The sequence below is a fragment of the Hydrogenovibrio crunogenus genome (assembly GCF_004786015.1).
GTDB lineage: Bacteria > Pseudomonadota > Gammaproteobacteria > Thiomicrospirales > Thiomicrospiraceae > Hydrogenovibrio > Hydrogenovibrio crunogenus.
The window spans coordinates 1287274-1305344 of record NZ_CP032096.1 but is presented as its reverse complement, the minus strand read 5'-3'; the positions used below and the strand labels follow the sequence as shown (position 1 = coordinate 1305344).

Sequence of the window (18071 nt, the reverse complement as noted above, 5' to 3'; positions counted from 1 at the left end):
TGTTGAGCTTGCTTAACTGATGGGCGTATTATAAGTACTTAGCGCCCTTTGTCAAACACTTTGAGCGCTTTTTTTATATATTTTTGGCATAAAAAAACCCCTCATAATTTAACCTATTGATTTGATTAAATTTGAGGGGTTAGCTGTTTAGATAAAAAGGTTTTATCTTAGTTAACAGCTTCTTTCAATGCTTTACCAGCCGAGAACTTAGGAACTTTAGCAGCAGGAATCTGCATTTCTGCACCTGTTTGAGGGTTACGACCAGTACGTGCTGAACGCTCACCAACTTTAAAAGTACCAAAACCAATGATGGCTACAGAGTCACCAGAGCTTAAAGCTTTTGTGACTGTTGATACAGTTGCTTCAAGAGCCTTTGCCGCATCGGCTTTCGTTAAACCAGCTTCTTCAGCGATCGCACTAACTAATTCGGTCTTATTCATGATTTGAGTTTCTCCATAAGTATTAAGTATTCTTTCCACCTTTTTAGGCTTGCTGGTAGTTATATCAGCGTTCAATATTTACTGTCAAGCCTGTTTACACGAAATTTGCACATTTTCAGTGTCTTTTTGGGCTTTTTTTCTGAATTTCCTTATTGGATTGCTTATTTGCCACTAATTTTTCCATTTCAGCATCTTTCATACTGATGCCAGAAATCTCATCATTATCCACGTTCGGCAAACTTTCCAAGGCGACTTTAAAGACCTCATCAATCCATTGGACAGGATGGATATCTAATCCCTCTTTCACTTCATCAGAAATCTCGGCTAAATCACGCACATTCTCATAGGGAATCAGAACAGTTTTGATGCCTCCACGAGAAGCAGCCAAAAGCTTTTCTTTCAGTCCACCAATCGGCAAGACTTCCCCTCTCAAAGTAATCTCCCCAGTCATGGCCACATCCGATCGTACAGGAATTTGTGTTAGCACAGATGCAATGGCGGTACAGATGGCAATACCGGCACTCGGACCATCTTTTTTAATGGCGCCTTCTGGGAAATGCAAGTGGATATCTTGCTTCTCATAGAAGTCATCAGCCAATCCCAATTCTTTTGAGCGACTGCGTATCACGCTCATAGCTGCCTGAGTCGACTCCTGCATCACGCTCCCAAGCTGACCTGTTGAGGTGTTTTTACCTTTACCAGGCATGGCTGTTGCCTCGATACGCAGTAAGTCTCCCCCTACACGCGTCCAGGCAAGTCCGGCAACTTGACCGATCTGGTTGGTTTCATCCGCTAGGCCAAAACGATATTTTGCCACGCCTAGGTATTTATCCAATGTGTCTGGTGTTACTTTAATCGGCGCTTTGGCTTCATTTGTTACAATCTCTTTTAGAGATTTACGACAAATTTTTGCCAGATTTTGATCTAACAATCGTACACCCGCTTCACGGGTGTAGGTTTGAATGATTTTTAGAATCGTATCTGAAGGCACCTCTAACTCGCCTTGTTTTAATCCATGCTCTTTAATTTCACGCGGCAATAGATGCTGCGTAGCAATGTTAAGTTTTTCGTTTTCGGTGTAGCCGGCCAAGTCGATTATTTCCATTCTATCCAATAGAGCTTCAGGAATATCCATTGAGTTTGACGTGGCCACAAACATCACATCAGACAAGTCATAATCGACTTCCAGATAGTGGTCGTTGAAAGCTTTGTTTTGCTCAGGATCCAACACCTCTAGTAAGGCACTGGCTGGGTCGCCTCTTAAGTCACGCGCCATTTTGTCGATTTCATCTAAAAGAAATAATGGGTTCCGTGTACCAGCGGTTTTCATTTTTTGAATGACACGACCCGGCAAAGCACCCAAGTATGTTTTGCGATGCCCCCGGATTTCGGCTTCATCTCTGACACCACCTAATGACATACGTACGTACTTGCGATTGGTCGCCTCTGCGATGGAACGAGCCAAAGAGGTTTTCCCAACCCCTGGAGGTCCAACCAAACACAGAATTGGCCCTTTCATCTTGTTAACACGCTTTTGCACGGCTAGATACTCGATAATGCGCTCTTTAACTTTCTCAAGTCCATAGTGCTGTTTATCAAGAATCGTTTGTGCTTTATTTAAATCTTTCGATACACGCGAACGCTTTTTCCATGGAATACTGACCAACCATTCGATATAGGTACGAATAATGTTAGCTTCAGGTGACTGCGGTGACATCATTTTGAGTTTCTTTAACTCATCTTCAGCGACTTTAAGTGCATCTTGTGTCATGCCAGCCTGTTCGATCTGCTCTTTTAGTCGAGCAAACTCACTCACGCCATCTTCAGAGGAATCCCCTAACTCTTCATGAATGGCTTGTAACTTGGTGTTTAAATAGAAGTTACGCTGTGTTTGATCCATTTTCTTCTTCACGCGCGAATTAATTCGCTGCTCAGATTCTAATAAATCAATTTCCGTTTCAATGGTTTTTAAAATATGTTCCAGACGATCGTTAATCGTTAAAATTTCGAGTAATGTCTGCTTTTCTTCAATACCTAGTTTTAGGTTGGCAGAGATTGTGTCAACCAAACGATTCGGATCAGTGATTTTTTGGACACTTTTTAACACTTCTGAAGGGATCTTTTTCTTCAGAGCCGCGTAATCTTGAAAACGTTCCTGAATGGTTCGAACTAACACTACACCGTCATTATCCAGTTCTTCATCGGATTCGACTTGTTGAATGTCACCTGTTAAAAAATTCTCTTCATCATTTAAAGCTAACAGTTCAAAACGCTTCACCCCTTCGACTAATACTTTTAAGGTGCCATCTGGAAGTTTTAACAATTGAAGAATGTTTGCCATGACCCCTGTTTGATACAAATTATCAATGGTAGGTGTCTCTTCTGTTGCATTTTTTTGTGTCACTAAAAAGATCTGTTTATCTTCTTTCATGGCCGCATTCAATGCATTCATTGACTTGGGCCGTCCAACAAATAGTGGCACAACCATGCCAGGAAAGACAACGACATCTCTCAGAGCTAATACAAAGACATTTGTTTTGAATTCAATTTGGTCAATATCCATAGTGCGTTTTATCCATTTAGTTTTATAATCAGCTCATGAAGAGATGAGCAAAATCAATAAAGGCATGCCACCTTCTTTTTATCCTATATAAGGATAAAAAAGGTGGATTCAAGTGTAGATGTATAGGAGAGCTGTATTTTGAGAATTAGCTAGAGACTTTTTCTTTGCTGTCTTGATACATCAACATCGGCTTTTTAGTGCCTTTAATAACGGCCTTATTGATGACTACCTTTTCAACATTTTTCATGCTTGGCAAGTCATACATTGTATCAAGCAAAGTTTTTTCCAAAATCGATCTTAATCCTCGCGCACCGGTTTTTCTTTCAATCGCAAGGTTCGCAATTTCAGACAATGCATCTTTTCTAAACTGGAGTTCAACGCCTTCCAGTTCAAACATTTTTTGGTATTGTTTAACCAGCGCATTTTTAGGTTCTGTCAAGATTTGGATCAGCGCTTTTTCATCCAGCTCTTCTAGCGCGGCCAAGATTGGAAGGCGCCCTACAAATTCTGGAATCAGACCAAATTTCACCAAGTCTTCCGGTTCAATATTTTGGAATTTTTCAGAAACAGTCACTTTTTTGTCTTGAGATTTCACTTCTGCTGAAAAACCAATACCGATGTTTTTCTCGGTACGTTGTTCAATGATTTTATCCAGCCCTTCGAAAGCCCCACCGACAATAAATAAAATCTTAGAGGTGTCCACCTGAATCATATCTTGGTTCGGGTGTTTACGACCTCCTTGCGGTGGAATGTTGGCGACGGTTCCTTCAATCAATTTCAATAATGCTTGCTGGACCCCTTCACCGGAAACATCTCGTGTAATTGAAGGGTTTTCAGATTTACGAGTAATCTTATCGATCTCATCGATATAAATAATACCTCGTTCTGCTTTTTCAGCATCATTATCACAACGCTGTAACAATTTAAGAACGATACTTTCAACGTCCTCGCCCACATAACCAGCTTCGGTTAAGGTTGTAGCATCAGCAATAGCGAACGGTACATCTAGCAATCTTGCCAATGTTTGTGCCAGTAACGTTTTTCCGGACCCTGTTGGCCCAATTAATAAAATGTTACTTTTGTTCAGCTCAACTTCATCTTTTTGATGACCGCTTTCTAAACGGCGATAATGGTTGTAAACTGCGACCGACAAGACCTTTTTCGCCTGGTACTGACCAATCACATAATCATCCAGAATCTGGCTGATTTCATGCGGAGTTGGTAAGTGATCCAGCTCAAATCCGCTTAATTCCTCTTCACCGAATTCTTCTTTTAAAATATCGTTACAGAGTTCAACACATTCATCGCAAATATAAACCGAAGGCCCTGCAATTAATTTTTTTACTTCATCTTGGGCCTTACCACAAAATGAACAATATAAGGTTTTTTCACTCATCTGACTGCCTTCTTTTCTTAATTTAACGACGCGTTAGAACTTTATCAACCAATCCATAGTCACAGGCTTCGTCAGCACTCATGAAGTTATCACGATCTGTGTCGTTCTCAATCACTTCAATAGGTTGCCCGGTATGATCGGCAAGCGCTTTGTTTAATTTTTGTTTAATTTGAATAATTTCTTTCGCATGAATTTCAATATCCGATGCCTGACCTTGGAATCCCCCTAACGGTTGATGAATCATCACGCGAGAGTTTGGTAAGGCATAACGCTTGCCTTCTGCCCCGGCAGATAATAAAAAGGATCCCATGCTGGCGGCTTGACCAATACACATCGTGCTGACATCTGGTTTTATAAAACGCATGGTATCATAAATAGCCATTCCAGCCGTGACACTCCCGCCCGGTGAATTAATGTATAAATGAATGTCTTTATCCGGGTTTTCAGATTCTAAGAAAAGCAACTGTGCCACAATTAAGTTGGCCATATGGTCTTCAACTTGCCCTACCAAAAAAATAACACGCTCTTTTAATAAACGAGAATAAATATCAAACGATCTTTCTCCTCGACTGGTTTGTTCGATAACCATTGGAATTAGTGCGTCTTGAATCGGTGTAGAATGCATTCAAATAAACCTTTGTAATTTATGTATTTAAGGGTAATTCACTCGTTTTTTAACAAGAGAAACGAGTGAGTTATCTTTGATTTTGATTAATAGATGGCTCTATCTTAGCTTTTTATTAGGCAAAAAAAAACTTAACCTTGTTACAAAATGACATAATTTCGTAACAGAAGTTAAGTTTTTTAAGTTAGATGCGCTGATGCTTACGCAGCAGGACCAACAACTTCTTCAAATGATTTAGAAACTTCTTTAGTTTTTGCTTCAGAAAGAATCTTGTTCGTGATTTCTTTCTCAACCAAGATCGCATCAATTTCTTTTTGTGCTTGAGGGTTTTTTGCATACCACTCAATCACTTCTTGAGGATCTTCATAAGAGGAAGCTTGATCTTGAATGAAGGCTTGACGCGCTTCATCAGTCGCTTCGATCTTATACTCTTTGATCACTTCACCCAGGACCAACCCAATTTTAACGCGCTTTTCAGCTTCTGGTTTGAAAGCTTCTGCTGTTAAGCCGATGTCTTCTGCTTTTAAACCTTGTTGCTGGAATTGCTCAAGTTGACGTTCCATTAAAGCAGACGCTTCTTGATCTACCATTGCTTGAGGCAGCTCAACTTCAACCTTTTCTGCTAAAGCATCTAGCACAGCCGTACGGTTTTTGTTCTCAACCGAACGCTTCAGTTCTTTTTCCATGTTAGAACGGATTTCTTTAACCAGTGCTTCTTCAGTTCCTTCATCGATACCGAATGACTTAACGAATTCTTCATCAATTTCCGGTAACACTTTTGTTTGAACCGAGTGAACTTTAATATCAAATGTGACGGTTTGTCCTTTCAGCTCATCAGATTGGTAATCTTCAGGGAATGTCACTTCAATTGTTTTTTCTTCGTTCTTTTTCATGCCGATGATGCCATCTTCAAAACCAGGAATCATTCGGCCAGATCCTAGTTCCAAAGGAACTTCTTCAGCTTTTCCGCCTTCGAATTCTTCACCATCTTTTTTACCAACGAAATCGATGATTACCTGATCACCTTCTTTGGCTTTTTTGTTGCCGTTTGCAGGCTTCCAAGCCATCTTCTGTTCACGAAGACGGGTAACCATTTTTTCGACATCTTTATCAGTGATTTCTGAAGTGATTGTCTCAACTTTCAGGCCAGAGAATTTTGGTAACTCTACTTCTGGGAAAACTTCAAATGTTGCTGAGTAGACAATGTGACCATCTTTTTCATCTAACTCTTGAAATTGTGGGTAGCCTGCAATATTTAGAGATTCTTTTGCAACGGCGTCATAAAAAGACTGTTGTACGGTTTCACCCATCATTTCTTGACGAACCTGACCGCCATAACGTTTTTTAACCACGCTCATTGGTACTTTGCCAGGACGGAAACCATCCATTTTAACTGTACGACGCATTTGCGCTAAACGTTGTTCAACTTTACTGTCTAAATCACCCGCTGGAAGCGTGACATTAATTTTGTGCTCTAGACCTGTTTCTGGCTTTTCTACTGTTACTTGCATGTGTTTAATCTCAAAAATTAAAATCCGGTTAGACGTGAACGAAACTTCTTTTCCGCTCGGCGGCTTTACTCTACTGTATAAAATAAACGGTGAATTATACTGATTTTATTAAAGTAATGAAAGACATAGCCCTAAATTAATGCAGGGATATTCCTTGAAAAAGAAAGTTGTGATAAAATATTCGTATCGGTACATTTATGATTTATATATCAAAAAATGACAAAACAACGAATAAAACTAAAGGGTTAGAGAAAAATGACAATTGAAAAATTCATGATGATTATGGTGGGAAGCATGGTACTTGTGTCTACCATTTTGGCATACACAGTTTCAGCAAGCTGGTTATTGCTAACAGGTTTTATTGGTCTGAATTTACTTATTTCGGGTATCACCGGGTTTTGCCCAATGGTTTATTTTTTACGTAAAGCCGGTTTAAAGCATGGCTGTGCTTTTCGTAATTGCTAAGTTTTAAATTAAAAAAACCGCTGCCAACAGAGGAATAAGGGGCAGCGGTTTTTTTATACCTCTGAAAAAGAGTTTGTTATTTCCTCTATTTCATCTTCCAAAAGCAACCACTCGTCTTCCAGTGATTCAATCAATACCTTCAATTGTGCTTCTTGCTTTAAAATATCTTTAAGCTCTTTAGAACGGTTGGCTTCATACAAGGTCGCATCTTCCATTTCAGCATGTAAATCAGCCAATTGTTTTTGCGCATCAGATAGTTGTTTTTCAACTTTAGCCAGACGTTTACTTTGATCTCTAGTCGCTTCTTTGAGTTGCTTTCGATAATGCGCATTTTGTTGACGTTGTGCTTTTTTATTGGCACTACTGGCATTGCTGGTATCTGAAATATTGCCAGGCCTGGTCGATTTTTCCGCTTTGATCTGAGCTTGTTTTTCTTTTAACAAGCGTAATCGTTGTTGCAAGTAAGCATCCAGGTCACCATGATAGCGCTCAACACGTTGATCATGCACCCACCAGAATTGATCTACAATACTGGTTAATAAATGTTGATCATGCGTGACCAAAATCAGAGCGCCTGAAAATTCCTGCAAAGCCATTTCCAGAGCATCACGTGTTTCCATGTCTAAATGGTTGGTCGGCTCATCCAAAATAATCAGGTTCGGTTTTTGATACACCATTAAGGCCAGGGACAAACGCGCTTTTTCCCCACCAGAAAAGTGTTTTATAGGGTTTAAGGTTTTATCATGCGAAAAACCGAATTGCCCTAAAAAGTCTCTGGCTTCTTGGTCGGTGACACGCTCCATGTCCTCTTTTGTTAAAGACAGCATGTGTGCCAAAGGAGATTGATCGAGATTAAGGGACTCGAGCTGGTGTTGCGCAAAGTAACCTATTTTAAGCCCTTTGCTGTGAACCAATTTCCCTGATTTTGGGGGATTCTCTTTAATCAATAATTTTAAAAGCGTTGTTTTACCAGATCCATTGACCCCTACTAAACCAATTCTGTCGCCCGCGCGCAAGGTTAAGTCAACGTCTTTTAAAATCAAATGATCCTCGTACCCAAAGCTCAACGCGTCTGAAAATAACATCGGATCTGGCAAATGTTCCGGTTCCGCAAAATGAAATTGAAACGGGTTGCTGGCTTGTACCGCAGCAACGGACTCGATGCGTTCTAAAGCTTTCACTCGGCTCTGTGCCTGTTTCGCTTTAGAGGCTTTCGCTTTAAATCGTTCAATAAAAGATTTTAAATGCTGCATTTGTTGCTTTTGTTTGTCATGCAACGCTTGTTGTTGCATCAACTGTTCATTGCGTTGGCGTTCAAACGCGGCAAAATTGCCTGAGTAATATTGAATTTTGCCTTGATCTAGGTGGGCAATGCCTTGAACCACTTCATCTAGAAAGTGCCGATCATGGGAGATGACTATGACGGCACCCGAAAAGCCTTTTAACCATTGAATTAACCAGGATACGGCTTCAATGTCCAAATGGTTGGTGGGTTCATCCAATAATAGTAAATCGGCGCGTTGCATTAATGCTCGAGCCAGCTTCAACCGAACTTGCCAGCCACCTGAAAAAGACTCTACCGGTTTATTAAATTCTGCTTCTGAAAATCCCAGTCCGTACAAAAGTTGTTGTGCTTTTTGAGGGACTTCGTAACCGGATATGCGATCGAGTTCATCATAAGAAGCGACTAGAGCATCATGATCATTATTAAGTTCGGCCTGGTCAATTCGAGTTCGTGCTTCGGCGTAAAGCGTATCCCCTGTCGTGACGTATTCCATGGCCGAAAAAGATAGATGTGTTTGCTCCTGCTCAACATACCCGACTTGCCAGGTATCGGGCATGGCAATATTGCCGGCTTCTAAAGAAACTTCGTTTAAAATCGCTTTTAAAAGGGTCGACTTTCCTGCACCATTCTGACCAATTAAACCGATCTTCTGACCGGGATGTAAAGTCAATGAGGCGTTTTGCAATAAGGGTTTTAACCCGGCCATTAAACTGACGGACTGTATATTGAGCATAAATTAACGTGTTTCTGAAGGCAGGATAAAATGCCCTTCTGTTAATTGATATTGACGGTCCATTTTAGCGGCCAATGATAAGTCGTGCGTCACAACCAATAACGCAGTGTTTTGTTCTTGGTTTAATTCCAACATCAAATCGAATACCTGTTGTGCAGAACTTTCATCTAAGTTACCAGTCGGTTCATCGGCTAATACACAAGCAGGCTTGGTGATTAACGCTCGTGCAATGGCCACTCTTTGGCGTTCCCCACCCGATAACTCTGACGGTTTATGATGCGTACGATGCCCGAGTCCAACGCGCTCAAGTAAAGCACTTGCCTGCTTTTCGGCCTCTTTTGAAGGCGTGCGACGAACCCGTAAAGGTAACATCACATTTTCCAATGCATTTAATTCCGGTAACAGAAAATGAAACTGGTAAACAAATCCCATATATTGATTGCGGAGTCGCCCACGTTTCACTTCATTTAAATTTGAAAATTCTTGCGACATTAAGGAAACCGTTCCACCCGTTGGTTTATCCAAGCCGGCCAGTAAATGTAACAAGGTACTTTTCCCAGAACCAGAGCTACCGACAATAGCGACTTTTTCATTCGCTCTGAGTTCAAAGTCCAGTCCTTTGATGACGGCTGTTTTTAATTTTCCGTCACGGTATTCTTTTTCTAGATTTGAGGCTTGTAAAATTAAATCACTCATAACGTAAAGCCTCCGCAGGTTGAATTTTTGAAGCACGTCTGGCCGGATAAATCGTCGCCAGTAAGGTAAGGACAAAAGCTAATCCGGATACCGTCCAAACATCTTCCCAGTGTAAATCTGACGGGATTTTACTAATATAATAAATATCGGCCGGAAAGAACTTAAAGCCAAAAATGTTTTCAATAAACGGCACAATTACATCTATATTTAATGAAATCGTAACCCCTCCGATCACCCCTAGAATAGCTCCAAACGTTCCGATAATCAGCCCCTGTACGATAAAAATTGCCTGCACACTGCCAGGCGTGCCACCAATGGTTCTCAATACTGCGATATCTTTTTGTTTATCGGTCACCACCATCACCATGGTTGAAACAATATTAAAAGCGGCCACCATGATGATCAAAGTCAAAACAATAAACATCATACGTTTTTCCATTTCAATGGCCTTAAAGAAATTGGAATGTTGTTGCGTCCAATCTCTCATGTAAAGCACATCATCAATGTTTTCCGCAACGGCTTCTCTAACATCTCGAACGGCAAACATATCATCAAGCCGTAATTGTAAAGCGGACACTTGATGTCCCATTTTAAATACACGCTGCGCATCGGCCATATGCACAAGTGCTAAAGCGCTGTCATATTCATGCATTCCCACTTCAAACAAGCCCGAAACGGTAAAACGTTTTAAGCGAGGCACAACTCCCATTGGTGAAATGGAAGCCTGTGGCGCAACTAATGTAATTTTATCCCCAACGGAAACCCCTAGCCCATTGGCCAACTCTGTTCCCAGAATGACGTTATAGTCTTTGGATTTTAAATCGGATAAATGTCCATAGACCATTTTTGACTCAACATCTGCAACCTGCCCTTCATATTTCGGGAGTATCCCTCTAACCAACACCCCTTTTACTCGATCTCCATGCGTTAACATGCCTTGTCCCATCGCATTAGGCGCTGCGCCTTCTACATGAGGTAATTGTTTAGCGACCGAATACAAGTCTTGCCAGTGGTTTAAGCGCTCTCCACGTTCTGACAATGTCACATGCGCCGTCATGTCTAAGATACGATCACGGAGTTCTTGTTGAAACCCGTTCATGATAGACATCACGGTAATCAATGCCGTTACACCTAAACCGATTCCAATGATCGACGATAATGAGATAAATGAGATAAACCCATTCCGGCGCTTGGCACGTGTGTATCGATAGCCCAACAATAACTCAAATGGCAGTTTGAACATAAAAGAAAACCTTTAGCTGTTAGTCCTGTGAATTGATCGGTTGAAAAACGGGTAATCCGATATTAAATAAAATGGCCCAAATGCGTAGACTGAAAATAACCATAACGGACAAGATGACAGCTAAATCCACCGGAAGATTTAAATGCACCAAGACCAGTAATAAACTGATGCCGATAAATGAAGCTGTGGCATAAATTTCTTTACGAAAAATTAATGGAACCTCTCCCATTAAGACATCTCGAATCACACCTCCGACCACGCCCGTCATTACGCCCGTCATGATGATGATTGGATCAGAGAGTCCAAGCGCCATCGCTTTTTGCGCCCCTATGACACTGAAAACAGCAAGACCGAGCGCATCAAGATATAACAGCAGTTTGACCGGAATTTCTTTTATACGCGCATAGAAAAACAAGAAAAGAGTTGAGAAAACAACAACATATATGTAAATATTGTGTTCAACCCAAAAGACAGGCTGGTCTAGGATTAAATCACGTAAGGTTCCACCTCCGACTGCCGTCACCATGGCGATGACAATTGCGCCGAAGAGATCCAGTTGTTTCCGGCTGGCAGCCAGCAAACCAGTCATCGCGAAGACAACGGTTCCCAATAGATCAAGGTAATAAAGTGTTTGGACTAAATTCATGGCGGTTATTATAAAGCAAAGCCTTCCATGAAAAAGAGACTTTATTAAGGAAAGGTGGGACTTAATTTTGAAGTCATGCTGTTTTGGTTCGTCAGTGACCCGTTTTGTCTTAGTAGAAACAAAAACGCCCTCAGGGAGAGGGCGTTAATAAAGAGTAATAACGTGTTGTTATTTATCAGATTTTAAACGGTTTATGCCAAGCATTTTCATAATATACTTTTGATAAATAGGCTCGGAATTCCCCGCTTTCATGTTACGGATAAAGTATTTTTCAAAGGCAATCTTCGCCAGGTGAACCCACTTACCACGTTTTGCCCAAGTTAAGTTACGAGGTGGAATTTGTGGTAAGGCGACAAATGCAGCCCCGGTATCCCCCATATCCGCTAAACAGACCGTGTTCCAAGTCGGCTCTTCGTGTGCATCCTTTCCTTCAAGGTTTGCTTGAATGTTATGACAAATCGCTGTAACCATTGATTCAATCATCAACCCTGTTTTGGGCGTTCCAACTGGAACAGGCGTCGCTTCAACCGGCGGGATAGCTATCCCGACACCTAGCGCATAAATATTATGATAGGTTGGATTGCGGCTGAAATTATCCACTTTCACAAACCCACGAGGGTTTACAAGTGGTCCGCCCATGTTTTCAAGTTCAGCCAGTTCTTGTAAGAACTTAGACCCTTTAAAGGCAGGAAGCATCATGGAATACTTGAATGGCAATTCATGTTGATCAATCACATCCCCTTTATTATTGTGCTCATCAACATACATTTTGCCGTCTTCAATCTTGGTCACTTTTGCATTGCAAATCCAGTTGATATGGCGGTTACGCATTTCTGTTTCCATTAGGCCTTTAGAGTCACCTACACCACCTAACCCTAAGTGTCCAATATAAGGTTCAGAAGTAACAAATGTCATCGGCACTTGGCTACGAATCTTACGTTTACGTAAGTCCGTTTCCATGATCATTGCAAACTCATAAGCCGGGCCATAACAAGAAGCCCCTTGTACCGCTCCTACAACGATTGGACCAGGGTTGTCACAAAACTCTTCCCACTGCTCAAATGCTTCACTGGCGTGTGGTGTTGTGCAAACTGATACGGTATTCCCCCCTTGGCTTTTGGGTCCAAACCCCTCAATTTCTTCGAAAGCCAATGCCGGACCGGTTGCAAGAATCAAATAGTCATAGTCCATTTCTGTTCCATCATCCAAGGTCAGCTTATTATTAGGCGCATCAAGCTTGGTTGCTGTTTGATGATAAAACTCAATGCCTTTGCGTGTTAAATGCGGCTCTAATTTGAAAGAAATATCTTCTGGTTTTCGCCAGCCAACTGCAACCCATGGGTTTGAGGGGACGAAGTTAAATTCATCAATTGCATTTACAACTTTAATCGTGTGTTCCTTACCAAGTTGCTTACGAACGTCATAAGCCATTGGTAACCCACCCGTGCTTGATCCAACTACAACAATTGTTGCCATTTTTCGTTCCTTTTCATTAGTATCTTTTGTTTTTATTATTAGCTGTTCAGGGAAGCAAAATACCTATACAAGAAGTCGGGTACTTTGCTGATAGTACAAAGTTCTTGTGCGGCAATAATGAATCATTCATATTGAAATTAAAAATAGATTTTTCGAATACTTCATAATAAAAAATACTAATTTATATGAGGTTATTATTTTATGATCGTCGTAAACGTATCACTGGCAACAACACTAAAATAATATAAGAGGCTAAAAAAACCGTAAAAATTGTAATGAAACTAGCTTGCTGAATAAGCGTATTCGGGTGAAAACTCAAGATCAATAGACCGATCATTAAAAGTTGTGTTGTCAACCAGATAGGCCGCCCTACCGTGCTCAAGGCAAACCGATGGCACGAAGCATCATCATTAAAAAAACCACGTTTAGACTTCAAATAACGAGAGAAATAATGAATGGCATCATCCAACACCATTCCCAGAGGAACAATCAATACAAACGCAGAAATGGAAAGCACACCCTGGAATGAAAAATAAGCCGCTAAAACAATGACAACGGATAAAAAACTGCTTACGAGTGTTATAAAAGTTATTTTAAGGTCCTGCCAGATAATTAATAGTAAAAAAAAGCTAGCTAAAAGCATGACCCCTACCGAATACAACTGTGTCATAAATTGTGCAAGATATCCCAAGCTGATCAGCGACACGATAATCGAAATACTCACACCCAATTTAACAGCGCGAGGATATTGTTGAATTCGGCTGACCAAATCAACTAGGCCATGTCGGTCGTCATAATGCCCAACTCGGAATTCCAAGAAAAACTTTAACAAAATGATTGGCAACCAAGAAAGCAGTGTCAAATAACTGATAATGGCGCCAAGCACTACAATCCAAGCCATAGCATAAAAGCTGGCATCATAAAAAGCAGCGACAACAAATCCAAAACAGGTCGTGATATTTGACAATAAAATAGGCGTTGCATTTTGTTTTAAAGCTTCAGCTAAAGCATCGTGCTGAAAACTCCCACGCGCCATTTCTCTTAACAAAGTCGAGAGGACATGAACCAAGTTGCTCATCATCATGGCAATGATAACAACCCAACCTAAAACGGAATGCTCATCAAATGATATTTCAAGCCAGCTCATAATTCCCGCTAGCATCAATAGCGCATAGGCACTCAGTAAAAAAAGCAAGCCACCCGCTTTGATTGAATCCATGATTTTCATGGCCCAAAGAGACATGATTAGAAGACTTGTTCCGATGTAAATACTGCTTTGGGTATCCAATATAGAAAAATTGTTGAACAGCCCGGCTAAGATTCCTAATGAAATAAAAGTAAACAAGGTCATGAGAGAGCTATAGTGGTGCCCCATTATTTGTACCCAGTTGAATGCCCAACGTCCAGTCATGATCTGATTACCTCATTTTTCGTTTTCAACGTGTTCCTCCCCTGAAAAACGATATTTTGTTAGAATAGCGACATTTTAAATTAGTCCATAAAAAACATGTCAAAAAATCACTCGCCATATGCCTTATTAGAAGCGGACCAAATTTCTCTCAAAGGTCAAACTTCAACATGGTCTTTAAACAATATCTCTGAAAGTGCTCTCGCTTTGATTGAAAAGGCGCAAAAAGCGCCAGGCCTGGCTGTTTTATTGACTGAAGACATGGCTGAAGCCAACAAATACAATGAATTGTTACGCTTCTTTGCCGAAACAGATTACCCTATTCTAAGTTTTCCTGAATGGGAAACCTTACCGTATGACCAGTTTTCACCACATCAAGACATTATTTCACAACGTCTGAAAACTCTATACCAGCTGCCCAGTACTCAACAAGGGTTATTGATTCTACCTGTCAGCACGTTGATACAAAAAGTTGTTCCTCATCACTTTATAGAAAAATATACCTTTCTATTACAGTGTGGTGAAACGGTTGATATCGATGCCTTTACTCGCCAGCTAGAATCCAGCGGCTATCAACGTGTCAGTCAAGTGATGGAGCATGGGGAGTTTGCCGTGCGCGGTTCCATTATCGATTTATTCCCGATGGGAAGTCGAACGCCCTACCGGTTAGATTTATTCGATGAAGAGATTGAAACCATTCGAAGTTTTGATCCAGATACACAACGCAGTGTCGACTCGATTGACCAAATCGAATTATTACCTGCCAAAGAATATGATTTAACGCCCGAAGGAATTAGTCTTTTTCGTCAAAACTTCCGCAGTCATTTCGGAGATGATGCCCGTAATAGTCAACTTTATCGGTCAGTTAAAGATGGGCAGACGGTCGATGGCCTGGAATATTATCTCTCCTTGTTTCATTCCAATATTGCCACCTTATTTGACTATCTTCCGTCTGATTGCCTATTCTTCAACCAGGGTCATCTTCAGACACAAATTCGACAAAACTGGCAGGATTATCAAGAGCGGTATGATATTGCACAACATAACCCTGATTATCCGGTGCTGGCGCCGTCTGAGTTGATCTTGTCTGAAAATGAAGTTTTCTCTGCTTTAAAAGCCTTCCATCGCATACAGTTTTCATTGCAGCCAACGGATAAAGCTACGGCAACCTTTAAGACCTATCCATTACCGGACCTAACGATTCAATCAAACAGTGAATACCCGCTGGCAAAGTTGAATGCATTTCTAGATCAATATGCATCGGAACATAATGGCCGTATTCTTTATTGCGCGGAGTCCACTGGTCGGCGTGAAACCTTATTAACGATTTTATCAAAGCACCCACAGTTCAAAGGCAAATTACCCAAACAAATCGACAGCTGGGACGACTTTAAAACATCAAAAGCACCTTACGAAATCATCGTCGGCCCACTAGAAGACTCGGTTTATACCGATGATTTCTGTATTCTGTCGGAGTCCCAAATCTTCGGGCAAACGGTCATCCAAAAACGTCGTCGTAAGCGTAAACATTCCGAATTTGATAGCGCAATTTCAAACTTAATTGAATTGGATTTAGGACAACCTATCGTCCACTTTGATCACGGTGTCGGCCGGTTTCTAGGATTAGAAACGATGGCGATACAAGGTGAAGAGCATGAATTCCTTATGATTCAGTATGCAGGGGATGCCAAGCTTTATGTACCCGTTACCTCCTTGCACTTGATCAGTCGTTATACTGGTGCCAGTGCCGAAACCGCACCATTACACAAACTAGGATCCGATAAATGGGATAAAGCAAAACGCAAAGCGGCTGAAAAAGTTCGCGATGTTGCAGCCGAACTGCTCGATATCTATGCTCAGCGTGAAGCTCGCCCCGGCCATGCCTTCCAAACAGATGAAGAAGCGTATGCTCGCTTTCGTGCTGGCTTCCCATTTGAGGAAACACCGGATCAGGAAGCCGCAATCGAAGCGGTGCTGACCGATATGAAGTCCGACAAACCGATGGACCGGCTCATTTGTGGTGATGTTGGATTTGGTAAAACAGAAGTCGCGATGCGAGCCGCCTTTATGGCCGCTTATTCTGGTAAACAAGTCGCTGTTTTGGTGCCAACCACATTGTTATCACAACAGCACCTGGAAAACTTTAAAAACCGGTTTGCTGATTGGCCGATTCGCATTGAAGGACTGTCTCGTTTTCAAACCGCAAAAGAAACCAAACAAATTCTCGAAGCGGTGAAAAACAACCAAGTCGATATCATCATTGGTACCCATAAGCTCATTCAGAATGAGATGAAATTCGGAAATCTGGGGTTGATTATCATTGATGAAGAACATCGTTTTGGGGTGCGTCAGAAAGAACAGCTCAAAAAACTTCGTACCGAAGTGGATGTGATGACCATGACGGCAACCCCTATTCCTCGAACATTGAATATGGCGATGAATGATTTACGTGACTTATCCATTATCGCCACTGCGCCGGCAAAACGGTTGGCCGTGCAAACCTTTGTGCAAGACTGGAATCCGGATGTCGTCAAAGAAGCTTGCCTGCGTGAAATACGCCGTGGTGGTCAGATTTACCTGCTCTTTAACAATGTTGATAAAATTGAACAGATGGCTGAAGAAATGCAAGCGTTATTGCCTGAAGCCAAAGTTGAAACCGCACACGGTCAGATGCATGAAAGAGAGTTAGAACAAGTCATGCAGAATTTCTATCATCGCCGATTCAATATTCTGGTGTGTACCACCATTATTGAAACGGGAATCGATATTCCAACGGCCAATACTATTTTAATCCATCGGGCCGACAAATTCGGTTTGGCGCAATTGCATCAGTTGCGTGGTCGTGTGGGACGCTCCCATCATAAAGCCTATGCTTACCTGTTTACAGCGGGCAAATCTTTGATGACGAAAGATGCGGAAAAACGATTAGCCGCCATTGCCAAACACGACACTTTAGGCGCTGGCTTTATGTTAGCGAGCCACGATTTAGAAATTCGTGGTGCTGGTGAGCTCCTTGGAGATGGTCAATCAGGCCAAATTCATGAAATTGGATTCGGACTGTATTCAGAGTTACTTGATCGTGCGGTCAAAGCTTTAAAGTCAGGCAAACAGCCTGAGCTGGATGCCAAATTGCATACAGGCGCTGAAGTTGAACTGGGGATGCCCGCCCTGATTCCGGAAGACTATCTACCGGATATACATACACGACTGGTTTTTTATAAACGCATTGCCAGTGCTGAAGACAATAATGCCTTGCAAGAATTGGAAGTGGAAATGATTGATCGTTTTGGCTTGTTGCCAGACCAGGTAAAAAACCTGTTTGAAACCACAAGAGTTAAATTGGTCATTGACGCTTTAAACCTGAAAAAAGTGGAAGCCAGTGAAACAATGATCCGCATTCAATTTGGATCGTCACCTAACATCAACCCGCTTGAATTGATTAAATTAATTCAAAACCATCCGAAGAACTATCAGTTAAAAGGGCAGATTGAATTAAAATATTTCGATACAATGCCAGAGATGAAACAACGAATTCAAGCTATCGAATTAATCGTAGCGACTATTTCAAATAAGGAATAAGCTTT

The 18071-nt window shown here is 41.4% G+C and carries 13 protein-coding genes; 2 read left to right on the top strand and 11 right to left on the bottom strand.

Features of this window, described 5'->3' with window-relative positions; all coding sequences use genetic code 11:
• Window positions 1-167: 167 nt before the first annotated feature.
• The 5 genes from GHNINEIG_RS06220 to tig all read right to left on the bottom strand — a co-directional run bounded on the left by GHNINEIG_RS06220 (window position 168) and on the right by tig (window position 6535).
• Window positions 168-443 carry an HU family DNA-binding protein gene (locus GHNINEIG_RS06220; RefSeq protein ID WP_262982075.1) on the bottom strand — a complete coding sequence of 92 codons (276 nt, stop codon included), beginning with the start codon at window positions 441-443 and terminating at the stop codon, window positions 168-170.
• A gap of 112 nt (window positions 444-555) precedes the next feature.
• Window positions 556-3003: an endopeptidase La gene (gene lon, locus GHNINEIG_RS06215; protein WP_135795845.1), complete on the bottom strand. Its 2448-nt coding sequence runs from the start codon at window positions 3001-3003 to the stop codon at window positions 556-558.
• Window positions 3004-3148: 145 nt separating this feature from the next.
• The gene (clpX, locus tag GHNINEIG_RS06210; protein WP_135795844.1) at window positions 3149-4399 is read right to left on the bottom strand and encodes an ATP-dependent Clp protease ATP-binding subunit ClpX; all 1251 of its coding nucleotides are present in this window, start codon (window positions 4397-4399) and stop codon (window positions 3149-3151) included.
• Window positions 4400-4421: 22 nt separating this feature from the next.
• Window positions 4422-5024 carry an ATP-dependent Clp endopeptidase proteolytic subunit ClpP gene (gene clpP / locus GHNINEIG_RS06205; RefSeq protein WP_135795843.1) on the bottom strand — a complete coding sequence of 201 codons (603 nt, stop codon included), beginning with the start codon at window positions 5022-5024 and terminating at the stop codon, window positions 4422-4424.
• Window positions 5025-5224: 200 nt separating this feature from the next.
• Window positions 5225-6535: a trigger factor gene (gene tig / locus GHNINEIG_RS06200; protein WP_135795842.1), complete on the bottom strand. Its 1311-nt coding sequence runs from the start codon at window positions 6533-6535 to the stop codon at window positions 5225-5227.
• 255 nt (window positions 6536-6790) lie between these two features.
• On the opposite strand from tig, the gene GHNINEIG_RS06195 reads away from it, so the two are divergent.
• The gene (locus GHNINEIG_RS06195; protein WP_135795841.1) at window positions 6791-7000 is read left to right on the top strand and encodes a YgaP family membrane protein; all 210 of its coding nucleotides are present in this window, start codon (window positions 6791-6793) and stop codon (window positions 6998-7000) included.
• 53 nt (window positions 7001-7053) lie between these two features.
• Here the strand turns inward: GHNINEIG_RS06195 and GHNINEIG_RS06190 are convergent, their stop codons facing one another.
• The 6 genes from GHNINEIG_RS06190 to GHNINEIG_RS06165 form a co-directional block, all read right to left on the bottom strand.
• Entirely contained in the window at window positions 7054-9018 is a 1965-nt protein-coding gene (locus GHNINEIG_RS06190; RefSeq protein WP_135795840.1) for an ATP-binding cassette domain-containing protein, read from the bottom strand.
• 3 nt (window positions 9019-9021) lie between these two features.
• Window positions 9022-9714: a lipoprotein-releasing ABC transporter ATP-binding protein LolD gene (gene lolD, locus GHNINEIG_RS06185; RefSeq protein WP_135795839.1), complete on the bottom strand. Its 693-nt coding sequence runs from the start codon at window positions 9712-9714 to the stop codon at window positions 9022-9024.
• Window positions 9707-10957, bottom strand: a complete 1251-nt coding sequence (locus tag GHNINEIG_RS06180; RefSeq protein ID WP_135795838.1) for a lipoprotein-releasing ABC transporter permease subunit — start codon at window positions 10955-10957, stop codon at window positions 9707-9709. Before GHNINEIG_RS06180 ends, lolD begins: the two co-directional genes overlap by 8 nt.
• A gap of 19 nt (window positions 10958-10976) precedes the next feature.
• Window positions 10977-11603 (bottom strand): trimeric intracellular cation channel family protein, encoded by a 627-nt coding sequence (locus tag GHNINEIG_RS06175; protein WP_135795837.1) that lies wholly within the window; start codon window positions 11601-11603, stop codon window positions 10977-10979.
• 168 nt (window positions 11604-11771) lie between these two features.
• On the bottom strand, window positions 11772-13079 hold the full coding sequence (locus GHNINEIG_RS06170) for an NAD(P)/FAD-dependent oxidoreductase (protein WP_135795836.1): 1308 nt from the start codon (window positions 13077-13079) through the stop codon (window positions 11772-11774).
• A gap of 199 nt (window positions 13080-13278) precedes the next feature.
• Entirely contained in the window at window positions 13279-14490 is a 1212-nt protein-coding gene (locus tag GHNINEIG_RS06165) for a hypothetical protein (RefSeq protein WP_135795835.1), read from the bottom strand.
• A 96-nt stretch (window positions 14491-14586) separates the two neighbouring features.
• Between GHNINEIG_RS06165 and mfd the strand changes: the two genes are divergently transcribed.
• Window positions 14587-18066 (top strand): transcription-repair coupling factor, encoded by a 3480-nt coding sequence (gene mfd / locus GHNINEIG_RS06160; RefSeq protein ID WP_135795834.1) that lies wholly within the window; start codon window positions 14587-14589, stop codon window positions 18064-18066.
• Window positions 18067-18071 lie beyond the last annotated feature (5 nt).

What these genes read in the sequence shown, in the direction of transcription:
- lon (WP_135795845.1), bottom strand. Translation starts at nt 3,003, where the DNA reads ATGGATATTGACCAAATTGAATTCAAAACAAATGTCTTTGTATTAGCT.
- clpX (WP_135795844.1), bottom strand. Translation starts at nt 4,399, where the DNA reads ATGAGTGAAAAAACCTTATATTGTTCATTTTGTGGTAAGGCCCAAGAT.
- clpP (WP_135795843.1), bottom strand. Translation starts at nt 5,024, where the DNA reads ATGCATTCTACACCGATTCAAGACGCACTAATTCCAATGGTTATCGAA.
- tig (WP_135795842.1), bottom strand. Translation starts at nt 6,535, where the DNA reads ATGCAAGTAACAGTAGAAAAGCCAGAAACAGGTCTAGAGCACAAAATT.
- GHNINEIG_RS06195 (WP_135795841.1), top strand. Translation starts at nt 6,791, where the DNA reads ATGACAATTGAAAAATTCATGATGATTATGGTGGGAAGCATGGTACTT.
- GHNINEIG_RS06190 (WP_135795840.1), bottom strand. Translation starts at nt 9,018, where the DNA reads ATGCTCAATATACAGTCCGTCAGTTTAATGGCCGGGTTAAAACCCTTA.
- lolD (WP_135795839.1), bottom strand. Translation starts at nt 9,714, where the DNA reads ATGAGTGATTTAATTTTACAAGCCTCAAATCTAGAAAAAGAATACCGT.
- GHNINEIG_RS06180 (WP_135795838.1), bottom strand. Translation starts at nt 10,957, where the DNA reads ATGTTCAAACTGCCATTTGAGTTATTGTTGGGCTATCGATACACACGT.
- GHNINEIG_RS06175 (WP_135795837.1), bottom strand. Translation starts at nt 11,603, where the DNA reads ATGAATTTAGTCCAAACACTTTATTACCTTGATCTATTGGGAACCGTT.
- GHNINEIG_RS06170 (WP_135795836.1), bottom strand. Translation starts at nt 13,079, where the DNA reads ATGGCAACAATTGTTGTAGTTGGATCAAGCACGGGTGGGTTACCAATG.
- GHNINEIG_RS06165 (WP_135795835.1), bottom strand. Translation starts at nt 14,490, where the DNA reads ATGACTGGACGTTGGGCATTCAACTGGGTACAAATAATGGGGCACCAC.
- mfd (WP_135795834.1), top strand. Translation starts at nt 14,587, where the DNA reads ATGTCAAAAAATCACTCGCCATATGCCTTATTAGAAGCGGACCAAATT.